At 63.7% G+C, this 13,187-nt stretch carries 14 protein-coding genes; 5 read left to right on the forward strand and 9 right to left on the reverse strand.

Going from position 1 to position 13,187, the window contains the following annotated elements:
- Window positions 1-5: 5 nt before the first annotated feature.
- The 9 genes from tolA to H146_RS0102635 form a co-directional block, all read right to left on the reverse strand.
- Window positions 6-1,094, reverse strand: a complete 1,089-nt coding sequence (gene tolA, locus H146_RS0102595) for a cell envelope integrity protein TolA (RefSeq protein ID WP_019950286.1) — start codon at window positions 1,092-1,094, stop codon at window positions 6-8.
- 3 nt (window positions 1,095-1,097) lie between these two features.
- Window positions 1,098-1,541: a protein TolR gene (gene tolR, locus H146_RS0102600; protein WP_026351703.1), complete on the reverse strand. Its 444-nt coding sequence runs from the start codon at window positions 1,539-1,541 to the stop codon at window positions 1,098-1,100.
- A gap of 15 nt (window positions 1,542-1,556) precedes the next feature.
- Window positions 1,557-2,261 carry a protein TolQ gene (gene tolQ / locus H146_RS0102605; protein ID WP_019950288.1) on the reverse strand — a complete coding sequence of 235 codons (705 nt, stop codon included), beginning with the start codon at window positions 2,259-2,261 and terminating at the stop codon, window positions 1,557-1,559.
- A complete protein-coding gene (ybgC, locus tag H146_RS0102610; protein ID WP_019950289.1) occupies window positions 2,251-2,670 on the reverse strand; it encodes a tol-pal system-associated acyl-CoA thioesterase in 420 nt (139 codons plus the stop codon). Before ybgC ends, tolQ begins: the two co-directional genes overlap by 11 nt.
- Complete coding sequence (ruvB, locus tag H146_RS0102615) at window positions 2,667-3,713, reverse strand: Holliday junction branch migration DNA helicase RuvB (protein WP_019950290.1); 1,047 nt, start codon at window positions 3,711-3,713, stop codon at window positions 2,667-2,669. The genes ybgC and ruvB overlap by 4 nt, the downstream gene beginning before the upstream one ends.
- Window positions 3,714-3,782: 69 nt before the next feature.
- Window positions 3,783-4,412, reverse strand: a complete 630-nt coding sequence (gene ruvA, locus H146_RS0102620; protein ID WP_019950291.1) for a Holliday junction branch migration protein RuvA — start codon at window positions 4,410-4,412, stop codon at window positions 3,783-3,785.
- A gap of 37 nt (window positions 4,413-4,449) precedes the next feature.
- Window positions 4,450-4,995 (reverse strand): crossover junction endodeoxyribonuclease RuvC, encoded by a 546-nt coding sequence (ruvC, locus tag H146_RS0102625; RefSeq protein WP_019950292.1) that lies wholly within the window; start codon window positions 4,993-4,995, stop codon window positions 4,450-4,452.
- Between the two features lie 4 nt (window positions 4,996-4,999).
- Window positions 5,000-6,778 carry an aspartate--tRNA ligase gene (aspS, locus tag H146_RS0102630; protein ID WP_019950293.1) on the reverse strand — a complete coding sequence of 593 codons (1,779 nt, stop codon included), beginning with the start codon at window positions 6,776-6,778 and terminating at the stop codon, window positions 5,000-5,002.
- Window positions 6,779-6,893: 115 nt separating this feature from the next.
- Window positions 6,894-7,205, reverse strand: coding sequence for an FmdB family zinc ribbon protein (locus H146_RS0102635; protein WP_026351705.1), 312 nt, complete (start codon window positions 7,203-7,205; stop codon window positions 6,894-6,896).
- 379 nt (window positions 7,206-7,584) lie between these two features.
- Here H146_RS0102635 and H146_RS0102640 point away from each other — a divergent pair, with 379 nt between their 5' ends.
- The 5 genes from H146_RS0102640 (at window position 7,585) to otsB (ending at window position 13,178) form a co-directional block, all read left to right on the forward strand.
- Window positions 7,585-8,529: a D-2-hydroxyacid dehydrogenase gene (locus tag H146_RS0102640; protein WP_019950295.1), complete on the forward strand. Its 945-nt coding sequence runs from the start codon at window positions 7,585-7,587 to the stop codon at window positions 8,527-8,529.
- A 253-nt stretch (window positions 8,530-8,782) separates the two neighbouring features.
- A complete protein-coding gene (locus H146_RS0102645; RefSeq protein ID WP_019950296.1) occupies window positions 8,783-9,736 on the forward strand; it encodes a nucleoside hydrolase in 954 nt (317 codons plus the stop codon).
- Window positions 9,737-9,898: 162 nt separating this feature from the next.
- Complete coding sequence (locus H146_RS0102650) at window positions 9,899-11,170, forward strand: NupC/NupG family nucleoside CNT transporter (RefSeq protein WP_019950297.1); 1,272 nt, start codon at window positions 9,899-9,901, stop codon at window positions 11,168-11,170.
- A 258-nt stretch (window positions 11,171-11,428) separates the two neighbouring features.
- Window positions 11,429-12,382 (forward strand): nucleoside hydrolase, encoded by a 954-nt coding sequence (locus H146_RS0102655; RefSeq protein ID WP_019950298.1) that lies wholly within the window; start codon window positions 11,429-11,431, stop codon window positions 12,380-12,382.
- Between the two features lie 22 nt (window positions 12,383-12,404).
- Window positions 12,405-13,178 (forward strand): trehalose-phosphatase, encoded by a 774-nt coding sequence (gene otsB / locus H146_RS0102660; protein WP_019950299.1) that lies wholly within the window; start codon window positions 12,405-12,407, stop codon window positions 13,176-13,178.
- The last annotated feature ends 9 nt before the right edge of the window (window positions 13,179-13,187 follow it).

Raw genomic sequence — 13,187 nt, forward strand, 5'->3', positions numbered from 1 at the left:
AAGCCTCAGCGTACGTCTTCCGGGTTAAAGCGTAGATTAAAGCTGCGGAACTGCTGACGCGCCGCAGCCGGCAACTCACTCATTTCAGTGAAGGGCGCGGCACGCTCGACCGCCTGTATCGCAGAGCGATCGAAAGCCGTATCGCCGCTGGAGCCGGTAACCGTGGCATTAACCAACTCGCCGGTAGGCAGTAGCTGCACTCTGACGGTGGTGACCAGCCCCTGACCGGCATTGGGCGGACGCGTCCAGTTCTGCTCGACAGCGCGTCGCACCAGGTTCATGAAGCCGTTGGCAGCCTGCTCGGCCTGGCGGGCATTGGCAATCGACTCGGCCTCGTTGGTGATTTCATCGCCCAGCGCATCGCGGCTGGCCGCAGCGGCCGCTTGAGCGGCCTTGCGCTGGGCTTCCGCCTCGGCCTTGCGTTTGGCTTCCGCCTCGGCCTTGCGCTTGGCTTCTGCCTCGGCCTTGCGCTTGGCTTCCGCCTCGGCCTTGCGCTGCGCTTCCGCCTCAGCCTGGCGCTGGGCTTCTGCTTCCGCCTGGCGCTGCGCTTCCGCCTCCGCCTTGCGCTGGGCTTCTGCTTCCGCCTGGCGCTGCGCTTCCGCCTCGGCCTTGCGCTGGGCTTCTGCTTCCGCCTGGCGCTGCGCTTCTGCTTCCGCCTGGCGCTGCGCCTCCTCTATTTGACGCTGGCGGGCGGCTTCTTGCTGCTGCTCGGCCAACTGACGCGCTTCTTCGGCACGGCGCTCGGCGGCTTCCTGCGCCTGACGCGCGGCTTCTTCACGGGCCCGGGCCTGCTGCTGCGCCTCGGCTTCGGCCTGCTCCTGTGCGACATTGTCGGGAGGCTCGGGAGCAGGCGCAGGTTCCGGCTGCTCTCTTTCAGGCCCCTGCTGCGCCTGGGGACGAGACTCCCGAGCCTGCTGGGCCTGATCGGTAGCGGTCTCTAGCGAGATCAGCTCGGCCTGCACCACGGCATTGGAAGTGTCGGTCACCTCCCCCTGGGGCCAGCGCACCACACCGGCAATCAGGATGGCGAGGTGCAGCCCCACTGCAAGCAGTATGGGCAGCGTATAGCCCGTACGGCGATAGGGTCCGGCCATGCGTTACCCCTGCCCGTCGCCATCGGCGGGCGGATCGGAGATCAGCCCGACATTGGGAACGCCAGCGCTTTGCAGCGACCCCATCAGGCTTACGACCTGGCCGTAGGTCACGTTGCGATCACCGCGCACCATCACCGGCGTTGCGGGGTTACGGTTGAGAACCGCAGTGACCTGGCGAGTGATCTCGTCCAGTGAACTGGTCTGCTGCTGTTCGCCAAGGCTGATGTAGTAATTGCCATCGCGATCAACCGTTACCACCAGCGGCTCATTATCGCTCTGCACCGGCTCGGAACTGACCTGCGGCAGGTCGACATCGACGCCCTGGTTAATGGTCGGAGCGGCGATAATAAAAATCACCAGCAGCACCAGCATGACGTCGATGAAAGGCACCACGTTCATGTCACTGGAGAGTTTTCTGCGCCTCTTGCGACGATAGGACCCCTGCATGACGAACTCCCCTTTTCAGCTCTGATCGCCGCTGCCGCGGTTTTGCAGATTACGGTGCAGAAAGCCGTGGAACTCCTCGGCGAAATTCTCCAGTCGCACCATCAGATGATCAACGCGGCTGGTCAGGCGGTTGTAGGCGATGTTGGCCGGTATAGCGGCAAACAGACCCATGGCAGTGGCCACCAGTGCCTCGGCGATAGCCGGCGCGATGGTGCCCAGCGATACCTGCTGCGCGCCGCCCAGCGCCTGAAAGGTGCCCAGAATGCCCCACACCGTACCGAAAAGGCCGATATAGACCGCCGACGAGCTGATGATCGCCAGAACGGAGAGATGCGTACTCATGCGCTCCTCCTCACGGGACATCGCGACCCGCATGGCGCGTTCGACACCCTCGAGTACCGCATTGTGAGTGCGCGCCTTCGGCAGCAGCCGATTGAACTCTCGAAAACCGGCGCGAAACAGATGCGCGCCTCCCTGCGGATTGTCGGCAGGCACCTCACGATAGAGCTCATTGAGATCGATTCCCGACCAGAACTCCTCCTCGAAGGCGTCCAGCTCGCGGGCGTCGCGGCGCAGCGCGAAACTACGCTGAAAGATCAGTACCCAGGAGAGCACCGAAGCGGCCAGCAGCAGCAGCATGATCAGCTGTACGACCAGTCCGGAGTGTAAAAACAGCGAAAACACCGACATCGATTCGTTCACGACAACCTCATTGTGCATCCCGAGAGTCATTGATCATGGCCGCAAGCAGTTCCTCGGGCCACTGCGCAGGTTTGTAGCCTGTTGCGTCGATACAGGCAATATCGACAGCACCGCTCAGAAGTAGTTTATTCTCGTAAAGCACCTGCTGTTCGAAGGTCACGGTATAGCGTTTGGGCGCATTGGCGCAGGTCACGACCGTCAGCAGATCGTCCAGCCGAGCCGGCTTGCGATAGCGACACGACAGCGTTCTCACCACCAGCGCAATATTGCGCTCGAACAGACGTTGCTGATCGAAGCCGCGCTCGCGCAGCCACTCGGTGCGACCTCGCTCCATATAATGAAGATAGCGAGCATGGTAGACGATACCGCCGGCATCGGTATCCTCGATATAGACACGCTGATCGAGCCTGCTGGCCGAAGAGGTCATGGCAGCGTCTCTCCCTCATCGTTGGGTGCGTCGGGCACATCGTCACCGGGGGAAAGGCCAAAATGCTGCCAGGCAAGTCGGGTTACCATACGACCGCGGGCGGTGCGCAGCATGAAACCCTGCTGAATCAGGTAGGGCTCCAGCACATCCTCGATGGTGTCGCGCTCCTCGCTGATCGCCGCCGCCAGGCTCTCGACGCCCACCGGACCGCCGTCGAACTTCTCGATCATGGTCAGCAGCAGACGCCGGTCCATGTGATCAAGGCCGTGGCGATCGACATGCAGCATATTGAGCGCGCGATCGGCGATCTCGGCGGTCAGGCGTCCATCGCCCTTCACCTGGGCGAAATCACGTACCCGGCGCAGCAGACGATTGGCAATACGTGGCGTGCCGCGGGCGCGTCGCGCCACCTCAACGGCGCCTTCATGGTCGCTGTCGAAGCCCATCAGAGCGGCGCTGCGATTGACGATATGGGTCAGCTCATCGATAGCGTAGAACTCAAGGCGCTGAACGATGCCGAAGCGGTCGCGCAGCGGCGCGGTCAGCAGCCCGGCGCGCGTGGTGGCGCCGACCAGTGTAAAGCGCGGCAGGTCGAGCTTGATCGAGCGCGCGGCAGGCCCTTCGCCGATCATGATATCGAGCTGGTAATCCTCCATCGCCGGGTAGAGGACTTCTTCTACCGCCGAGGAGAGACGATGAATTTCGTCGATAAACAGGACGTCGCCGGGCTGTAGATTGGTCAGCATGGCGGCCAGGTCGCCGGCCTTTTCCAGCACCGGGCCGGAAGTCGATTTGATATCGACCCCCATCTCGGCGGCGATGATATGGGCCAGCGTGGTCTTGCCCAGTCCGGGGGGACCGAAGATCAGCGTGTGGTCGAGACTGTCGCTGCGCTGACGCGCCGCGGTAATGAAGATATCGAGCTGCTCGCGCACCTGCGGCTGACCGATATAGTCGCCCAGCGCCCGCGGGCGAATGGCGTGATCGATGCGCTCTTCCTCGCCGTGGGAAGCGCCGGCCACCAGGCGGTCGTTTTCAATCATGACGGGCGTTTTCAATCATATTGGCGTCCTGCCATCCATGGGTTCACGGCCGAAGCAACGGCGCCCTGCTCAACCGCCACTCAGGCGATCAGCGAGCGCCGCCTTGATCAGCGCCTCGGTGGAGAGCGACGGCTCCAGTTTGGAGAGCATACGAGTCGCTTCGGCCGGCTTGTAGCCCAGCGCGATCAGCGCCGCTTCGGCATCGGCGCGAGGGTCATCCCCTGAAGACGCCGCGCCCTGTGCGTCGCCCATTGGCAGGGTCGCGCTGTCGCTGTCGAGCTGACGAAACTCCGGCCATTGCCTGAAGCGATCACGCATCTCGACGATCAGCCGGTCCGCCGTCTTTTTGCCCACGCCGGGAAGACGAGTCAGCGTCTTGCTGTCGCCGTCGGCAATGCTCTGCATCAGTTGGCGGCGCTCCATGCCGGAGAGAATCGCCAGCGCCATGCGCGGCCCCACCCCGGAAATGCGAATCAGCTCGCGGAAAAGACGCCGCTCGGGTTCATCGATAAAACCGTAGAGCAGATGGGCATCCTCGCGCACGCTGAGATGGGTGTAGAGCCGTACCGTCTCGCCCGCCGCCGGTAGCGCCATCAGTGTGTTCATCGAGGCTTCGAGCTCATAGCCCACGCCCTGCACATCGATCACCACCAGCGGCGGCTGTTTTTCCAGTAATTGACCCTGAAGACGACCTATCATGCGTTCTACTGCCCGCCTCTGCCTCGTGGAGTTGTCTCTACACCGTGCCCGGCGGACGGAAGGCGCGCCAGCTACTGCTGCGCCGACCGCGTGTGCCGCTGGCACTCGGCATGGGTGTACCGCGTGAAGAGAAAAAGTGCGTCAGGGCGATAGCCAGCGCATCGGCGGCGTCCTCCTGGGGCAGATCGGAAAGCCCCAGCGTTGACTGCACCATCAGCTGAATCTGCCCCTTGTCGGCATTGCCGTGGCCCGCAACGATCTGCTTGACGCGACGGGCAGCATACTCGTGCACTGCCAGACCGTGGTTGGCCGCGCAGACGATGGCGGTACCGCGCGCCTGGCCCAGCTTGAGCGCCGAATCAGCGTTGCGGGCCAGAAAGACCTGCTCGATGGCCACCTCAAGCGGCCTGTGCACGGCGATCACCTCGGCGATCCCGGCATAGACCTGCGCCAGCTTCTGCCCGAGGTCGTCGGCATTGATGCGCACACAGCCGCTGGCGACGTAGTGCGGTCGGCCGTCGTCGATATCGATCACACCGAAGCCGGTGCGCCGCGAGCCGGGGTCGATGCCGAGCAGTCTCATCGCCTCAACTGCTCGCGGTGCTCTCGGCCGCCTTCTGACGCAGGCGAATATGCAGCTCCTTGAGCTGCTCGCCGCTGACCGGGCCGGGCGCCTCGGTCATCAGGCAGGCAGCGCTCTGGGTCTTGGGAAAGGCGATCACATCACGGATGGTGCGCCCGCCGGTCATCAGCATCACCAGCCGGTCGAGACCAAAGGCAAGACCGCCGTGGGGCGGCGCGCCATGGGCAAGGCCATCGAGCAGGAAGCCGAACTTCTCGCGCGCTTCCGCCTCGCCAATACCCAGCGCCTCGAACACCTGGCGCTGCACCTGCTGGTCGTGAATACGGATCGATCCCCCGCCCAGCTCGGTGCCGTTAAGTACCATGTCATAGGCGCGCGACAGCGCCTGCTCGGGATGCGCGAGCAGACTGTCGGCGTCCACCGGCGCAGTGAAGGGGTGATGCAGCGCCGCCAGTCGGCCGCTGTCGTCACGCTCGAACATGGGGAAATCGACCACCCACAGCGGCGCCCATTCGCGGGTGTAGAGCTCGAGATCGGCGCCAAGACGCACGCGCAGCGCGCCCATTGCCTCGTTGACCACCTTCGCCCGGTCGGCACCAAAGAAAAGGATGTCGCCATCCTCGGCGCCAACGCGGTCAAGCAGGGTCTCGACGACCCCCTCCATGAACTTGACGATCGGCGACTGCAGCCCCTCGAGGCCTTTCGCACGCTCGTTGACCTTGATCCACGCCAGCCCGCGGGCGCCATAGATGCCCACGAAACCGGTGTAGTCGTCGATCTCCTTGCGGGTCAGTTTCGCCCCGCCGGGCACGCGCAACACCGCCACGCGGCCGTCCTCGGCATTGGCCGGACCGGAGAAGACCTTGAAGTCGACATCCTTCATCAGGTCGTCGACATCGACCAGCTCCAGCGGATTACGCAGGTCCGGCTTGTCGGAACCGTAGCGGCGCATCGCGTCGTGCCACGTCATGCGCGGGAACTCGGGCAGATCGACGCTCAGCACTTCATTAAAGAGATGGCGAATCATCTCCTCGGTGATCGCCATGATGTCCTGCTCTTCGACGAAGGAGGCCTCCAGGTCGATCTGGGTGAACTCCGGCTGACGATCAGCGCGCAGGTCCTCGTCGCGGAAACACTTGGCGATCTGGTAGTAGCGGTCGAAGCCCGCCACCATCAGCAGCTGTTTGAAGAGCTGCGGCGACTGCGGCAGAGCGAAAAACTCACCGGCGTGGGTGCGGCTGGGCACCAGATAGTCGCGGGCGCCCTCGGGGGTAGCGCGGGTCAGAATCGGCGTCTCGATATCCAGAAAGCCCTGCTCTTCGAGATAGGCGCGCACGCTGTGGGTGATCCGTGAGCGCAGCCGCAGCCGCTCGATCATCTCCGGGCGACGCAGGTCAACGTAGCGGTGACGCAGACGCACGTCCTCGCCCACCTTGCCGTGCTCGTCGAGCTGAAAGGGAGGCGTCTCGGCGCTATTGAGCACCTCGACCTCTCTGGCCAGCACCTCGATCATGCCGGTGGGCAGGTTGGGATTGCGGGTGCCCTCCGGACGCATACGGACACGCCCTTTAATGCGCAGTACATACTCGCTTCTGACCCGGTCGGCGCTGGCAAAGGCGTCCGGAGTGTCCGGATCCACTACCACCTGAGCCAGGCCGTCGCGATCGCGCATGTCGAGAAAGATGACCCCACCGTGATCGCGGCGGCGATGAACCCAGCCGCAGAGGGTGACATCCTGATCGACAAGGCCTTCGTTCATCTGGCCGCAATAGTGACTGCGCATTTCTGATCCTGTGCTGTAATGCTGATGCGCATGTTGAAAAACAGGCGCTCGTTGAAAACTCGATGCCGCAGCCCGAACGGGCTACGGCAGTGTTGGCAGGCAGCTGCGAATAAACTCAGCTTTCGCCGCCGGAGGTCGCCTTGCTGCCTTTACCGCCGGCACCGGAACCGCCATGGGTACTGCCGGCAGCTGAAGACTCTGTGCTGCCACCGCTGCCGCTGTCGCCGGCCAGATTGCGTCGATTACCGGCCTTGAAATCTGTTTCGTACCAGCCACCGCCGGAGAGGCGAAAGCCCGCCGCCGAAATCAGACGCTCGAGCGCGGGCTGATGGCAGGCCGGACACTCGACGAGAGGTTCGGCGCTGATTTTCTGCAATTTTTCCAGTCGCTGGCCGCACTGACGGCACTCATACTCATAAATCGGCATGGCGGTTTTACACTCGTACACGAAGTCCTGCGGGCATCGCAGAGCGCGCCCGCGCCACTTGGCCATTGCCACCGACCAGCCGCCGGTGACCTTATTACTGCCGGCCAATACTGCCTGGGAAACGCTGCATAAATGCCTGCGCGAGCGAATCGCTGCGTTGCGCGGTACCCGAAGGCTCACCTAACCCCATGTTATGTCTCGCCTTTTGCGTTCCGTGCGCCTTGCCCTTCATCTCGCTCGACGATTTATTCAGCGCTTCCCTTGACGCCGGCGACCGCCATGAAGAGGATGCCAGCTGACGTCAATTTTTTATTATAGCGCGGCAGCCGCGGGCATGGGCAAGCCGCCACGCCACCTCGCCGCACAGGGAGCCCCCGTCATGAAAGCCGTGATGCTCGACAGCGACACCCTCGGCAGCGATATCGATCTGCAGCCGCTGCAGGCGCTTGTCGACGAGTTCGAAGTGTGGCCGCTGACCCGCCCCGAAGAGGTGGTCGAGCGCGTGCGGGGCGCGCGGATCGTGATCACCAACAAGGTGGTGATCGACGACGACGCCATGGTCGCCCTCGCCTCGCCGGCGCTGATTGCGGTAACCGCAACCGGCACCAACAATATCGACCACGACGCCGCTCGCCGCCGCGACGTGCAGATTGCCAACGTAACCGCCTACGGCACCGCCAGCGTGGCGCAGCATACCATGATGATGGTGCTGGCGCTGGCGACTCGCCTGCCGCTCTATCAGCGCGACATTGCCGACCACCGCTGGGAGCACTCGCCCTTTTTCTGCCTGCTCGATCATCCAGTCATGCAGCTCGCCGGCAAGCGCATGGTGATCGTCGGCAGCGGCGAACTGGGCCGGGCAGTGGCCGAACTGGCACGCGCTTTCGGTATGCGGGTCGACTTCAGCGCCCGCCCCGGCAGCGAGGCGCAGGACGAACGCCCGGCACTGGCCGAGCTGCTGCCGCAGGCCGATGTGGTCTCGCTGCACTGCCCGCTGACCGAGCAGAGCCGACATCTGCTCGACGCCGAGCGGCTGGCGCTGATGAAATCAGACGCCCTGCTGATCAACTGCGGCCGCGGCGCGCTGATCGACGAACAGGCCGTCCTTGACGCGCTACGCCAGGGGCATCTGGGCGGGCTTGGCGTCGATGTGCTGCCCACCGAGCCTCCTCGCGACGGCCATGTGCTGATCGACGCCGTCGCTGCCGGTGACCACAACCTGATCGTCACCCCGCATAGCGCCTGGGCCAGCCCCGAAGCGCGACAGAAGGTGGTCGAGCTGACCGCCGATAATATTCGCCGCTTTCTGCAGGGAGACGACTGAGCAGCAGCTCCACTCCGAAAAACGCCGCCACCGGTTATCAACGTCTCCCACAACGATTAACCCGCTCCCTGATTTACTGTAAACAGCCAAGATAACGGTATAAATTGATGTGCTTTCAATACACCATGCCGATTCGGCTCTCCGGCAGGCGCGTTTTCCGTCCTTGTGGCAGACTGTTCCAGTAGAGCGCAGCCGCCAGGCGGCTGCGCCGGACACAGGCCACCCAGATCGAAAACCGAGGGAGCAGGGGCAAATGACGACGCAGCCCATCATCTTTGATACCGACCCCGGCGTGGATGACGCCCAGGCCATCGCCCTGATCATGGCCGACCCTGACATCGAAGTCGTCGGTATGACGACCACTTTCGGCAACGTACGTGTCGCCACCGCCACTCACAACGCCCTGCTGCTCGCCGAGCTGGGTGGGCAGCCGCAGATTCCGGTGGCACAAGGGGCCGACTATCCACTGAGCAAGACACCCTACCCGGTGCCAACCTTCATTCACGGCGACGACGGTCTCGGCAATCAGCCGCTGCCCACCCCTTCAGGTCAGCCGGACGCGCGCAACGCGGCGCAGTTTCTCATCGACAAAACGCTCGAGAGACCGGGCGAGATCAGCCTGGTGGCCGTCGGTCCACTGGGGAATCTGGCGATGGCGCTGGCGCTTGACCCCGATATCGTCAACCGGGTCAAACAGGTCATCATCATGGGCGGCTCGGCGGGCCGAGGCGGCAACGTGACCCCGGTCGCCGAGGCCAACATCTTCAACGACCCCCATGCCGCCCGCAAGGTACTCACCGCCGGCTGGCCGCTGACCATGGTGGGGCTGGACGTCACCCTGGAGACCGTCATCACCCCGGAGCGCATGGCGCGTATCGCCGCCGCGCAGAATGAGGACCTTGGCCGGGTACTGTCGAAAAGCTACGACTTCTATGCCGATTTCTATCGCAACAATGTCGGCCTCGACGGCTGCTGCCCCCACGACAGCTGCGCGGTCGCTTTTCTCAAGCACCCGGAACTCTTCACCACGGTGGAAGGCCATCTCGATGTGATTACCGAGGGTATCGGTGAGGGTCAGACGATCTTCGCCCCAGCCGGCCAGCCCTACGTCAGCGACCGCTGGTCGCAGAACCCGCTGGTGAAGGTCTGTATGGGCGTTGACGGCAACGCCGTGGTGGACTGGATCGAGCAGACGCTGGCAGGCTGATCATGACAACTTCCGGGCAGGAGCGGCTCGCGCCCCAATCGGACGCGACCCGCAGGCGAAAAGGATAAATCAGCGCCAGGAGCGGAAATCGGCGCTTCCATCATCGCCCACTCCGTCACCGCGCCGATGGAACTTCATTGGCGCTGTCACAAGGACAATAATATGACACCCTTCATGGGACTGATCGGCGTCGTCGTACTGCTGCTGATCGCGCTGGTGTTCTCCAGCGACCGCCGCTCGATACGGTTACGCACCGTCATCAGCGCTTTCGCCATACAGGCCGGCATCGGCGCCTTCGTACTTTACGTGCCGATCGGTCAGAGTGTGCTGGGCGCCATTTCCGGCACCGTCAATCAGGTCATCGATTATGCCAACGACGGTATTTCATTTCTGTTCGGCGACCTCGCCGACCCCAGCGAGGTCGGTTTCGTGGTCGCGTTCAAGGTGTTGCCGATCATCATATTTTTCTCGTCATTAACCGCCGTGCTCTACCACCTTGGCATTATGCCGTGGGTATTGCGCCTGCTTGGCGGAGCCTTGCAGAGGTTACTGCACACCTCGCGCACCGAGTCGCTCTCGGCTGCTGCCAACATCTTCGTCGGCCATACCGAAGCACCCCTGGTGGTACGCCCCTTTCTCAACAGCATGACCCGTTCGGAACTCTTCGCGGTAATGTGCGGCGGACTCGCCTCGGTAGCAGGCTCGATGCTGGCGGGCTATGCCGAGCTCGGCATTCCCATGGAGTACCTGATCGCGGCGTCCTTTATGGCAGCGCCCGGCGGACTCCTGTTCGCCAAGATATTGGTGCCGGAGACGCAGCCACGCGCCGCTGGCACTGATAACGCCAGAGCACTCATCGAAGCCGAGAACAGACCCACCAACGTACTCGACGCCGCCGCCAGCGGCGCTACTTCCGGGCTCATGCTGGCGGCCAACGTCGGCGCCATGCTGCTCGCCTTTATCGGGCTGATCGCGATGATCGACGGTATGTTGGGTGGCATCGGCGGTTGGTTCGGGATGGACGCCCTGAGCCTGTCGCTGATTCTGGGCTGGTTTTTCGCGCCGCTGGCATTTCTGCTCGGCATTCCCTGGCACGAAGCGACGTTGGCGGGCTCGTTCATCGGCCAGAAGCTGGTCGTCAATGAATTCGTCGCTTACATCAACCTTGCCCCCTACATCAGCGGCGAGGCGATCGTCGCCGAGACCGGCCAGCAAATGTCGCGCCATACTGCCGCGATTCTATCCTTTGCGCTGTGCGGCTTCGCCAATCTGGCGTCGATCGCCATTCTGCTCGGCGGTCTGGGCACGCTTGTCCCCGAGCGACGTCCGGAGATTGCGCGCTACGGACTGAAGGCGGTCCTCGCCGGCACACTCTCCAACCTGATGTCGGCTACCCTCGCGGGCATCTTCCTTTCGCTTTCCGGCACCGCCTGACGGCACGCTCGGATAGGCGGGATATGTATCCTGATGCGGCGGCGCAAGGCGGGCCGGGGTGGAGGGCCATGACGGCCATGCCGGATAAACTGATCGGGAGGACGTTACAGAACCGGGCCCTGGTGCCGAGAGCAGCTTTCCATGAATCCTTCCCTGGAAGCGTCAGTCGGACGTATTGCCGCACGCTGTGGCAGACTGTCAGGCAACGCAGCCGCCGAACGGCCAGGTTTAACTGAAGCATCACAGGGAGCCGTGCCAATGACAACGCAGCCCATCATCCTTGATACCGACCCCGGCGTGGATGACGCCCAGGCCATCGCCCTGATCATGGCCGACCCCGACATCGAGGTGGTGGGCATGACCACCACCTTCGGTAACGTGCGCGTCGCTACCGCCACTCGCAATGCCCTGCTGCTCGCCGAGCTGGGCGGGCAACCGCAGATTCCGGTGGCGCAGGGGGTCGATCATCCACTGTGCAAAACGCCCTACCCGGTGCCCGCCTTCATACACGGCGACGACGGTCTCGGCAATCAGCCGCTGCCCACTCCTTCAGGTCAACCGGACGCGCGCAACGCGGCGCAGTTTCTCATCGACAAAACGCGCGAAAGACCGGGCGAGATCAGCCTGGTGGCCGTCGGTCCACTGGGGAATCTGGCGATGGCTCTGGCGCTTGACCCCGATATCGTCAACCGGGTCAAACAGGTCATCATCATGGGCGGCTCTGTAGCCCGCGGCGGCAACGCTACCCCGGTGGCCGGAGCCAACCTCTTCAACGACCCCCATGCCGCCCGCAAGGTGCTCAACGCCGGCTGGCCGCTGACCATGGTGGGGCTGGACGTCACCCTGGAGACCGTCATCACTCCCGAGCGCATGGCGCGCATCGCCAGGGCAATAGGCGGCGAGTTCGGCCGGATACTCTCCGCCAGCTACGATTTTTACGCTGACTTTTATCGCCACAACGTCGGCCTCGACGGTGGTTGCCCCCACGACAGCTGCGCGGTCGCCTATCTCAAGCACCCGGAGCTGTTTACCACGGTAGAAGGGCATCAGAATGTCATTATCGAAGGTATCGGTGAGGGTCAGACGGTCTTCGCCCCAGCCGGCCAGCCCTACGTCAGCGACCGCTGGTCGCAGAACCCGCTGGTGAAGGTCTGCATGGGCGTTGACGGCAACGCCGTGGTGGACTGGATCGAGCAGACGTTGACGCGATAAATGCCATCCTCGCGGAGGGATTATGAACCGACCGGCTGATAACATCGACGGCGCACCGCCACTGCCCGATCCGCAGCGCCAATGGGCGCTGTTTCTCGATCTCGACGGCACCCTCGTGGCGCTGGTCGATCACCACGACGCCATCGAGGTCGACGACGCGCTGCGCCGGCGTCTAAAGCAACTCGATGAGCAGCTCGACGGTGCCCTGGCAGTGGTCAGCGGCCGTGCCATCGATGACCTCGACCGCCACCTCGGTCTGCCATGGCTGGCGTTGGGCGGCCAGCACGGCGCGGAGTGGCGTGAAAGCGGTGGCGAGCGACAGTTGAGCGACCGCCATCAGCAGGCGCTGGAAGCGGTGCGCCAGCGCCTTGATGAGCGCCTCGACGCGCATGATGGCCTGGTCGTCGAGGACAAGGGCGCCAGTATCGCCATCCATTACCGCCACTGCCCGCAGGCGGCCGAGCCGCTGGAACAGCAGTTGCGTGAGCTTATCGCGCCCTTTCGGGAAGCACTGGAGCTCAACTGCGGCAAGTTCGTCTTCGAAATCAGAGGCAGCGGACTGGACAAGGGGGCGGTGGTCGCCAGGTTTCTCGCCCTGGAGACCTTCCGCGACCGCACACCGATTTTCATCGGCGACGATGTGACCGACGAGGACGGCTTCCGCGTCGCCCGCGAAAGAGGCGGCTGGTCGGTGCTGGTCGGCGACCGCGACAGCGATGCCGACTTCCGGCTGCCCGGCCCGCCCGAGGTACATGGCTGGCTCGACCGCTGGATTGCCGCGCTGAAAAAGGGATAACGGTACCGG

Source organism: Kushneria aurantia DSM 21353, from assembly GCF_000382245.1.
GTDB classification, from domain to species: Bacteria; Pseudomonadota; Gammaproteobacteria; order Pseudomonadales; family Halomonadaceae; genus Kushneria; species Kushneria aurantia.

Excerpts from the sequence above, each read along its gene's own strand:
- ruvB (WP_019950290.1), bottom strand. The coding sequence starts at position 3,713 with ATGATTGAAAACGACCGCCTGGTGGCCGGCGCTTCCCACGGCGAGGAA.
- tolQ (WP_019950288.1), bottom strand. The coding sequence starts at position 2,261 with ATGCACAATGAGGTTGTCGTGAACGAATCGATGTCGGTGTTTTCGCTG.
- otsB (WP_019950299.1), top strand. The coding sequence starts at position 12,405 with ATGAACCGACCGGCTGATAACATCGACGGCGCACCGCCACTGCCCGAT.
- tolR (WP_026351703.1), bottom strand. The coding sequence starts at position 1,541 with ATGCAGGGGTCCTATCGTCGCAAGAGGCGCAGAAAACTCTCCAGTGAC.
- ruvC (WP_019950292.1), bottom strand. The coding sequence starts at position 4,995 with ATGAGACTGCTCGGCATCGACCCCGGCTCGCGGCGCACCGGCTTCGGT.
- H146_RS0102650 (WP_019950297.1), top strand. The coding sequence starts at position 9,899 with ATGACACCCTTCATGGGACTGATCGGCGTCGTCGTACTGCTGCTGATC.
- tolA (WP_019950286.1), bottom strand. The coding sequence starts at position 1,094 with ATGGCCGGACCCTATCGCCGTACGGGCTATACGCTGCCCATACTGCTT.
- ybgC (WP_019950289.1), bottom strand. The coding sequence starts at position 2,670 with ATGACCTCTTCGGCCAGCAGGCTCGATCAGCGTGTCTATATCGAGGAT.
- H146_RS0102655 (WP_019950298.1), top strand. The coding sequence starts at position 11,429 with ATGACAACGCAGCCCATCATCCTTGATACCGACCCCGGCGTGGATGAC.
- H146_RS0102635 (WP_026351705.1), bottom strand. The coding sequence starts at position 7,205 with ATGCCGATTTATGAGTATGAGTGCCGTCAGTGCGGCCAGCGACTGGAA.
- H146_RS0102645 (WP_019950296.1), top strand. The coding sequence starts at position 8,783 with ATGACGACGCAGCCCATCATCTTTGATACCGACCCCGGCGTGGATGAC.
- ruvA (WP_019950291.1), bottom strand. The coding sequence starts at position 4,412 with ATGATAGGTCGTCTTCAGGGTCAATTACTGGAAAAACAGCCGCCGCTG.
- H146_RS0102640 (WP_019950295.1), top strand. The coding sequence starts at position 7,585 with ATGAAAGCCGTGATGCTCGACAGCGACACCCTCGGCAGCGATATCGAT.
- aspS (WP_019950293.1), bottom strand. The coding sequence starts at position 6,778 with ATGCGCAGTCACTATTGCGGCCAGATGAACGAAGGCCTTGTCGATCAG.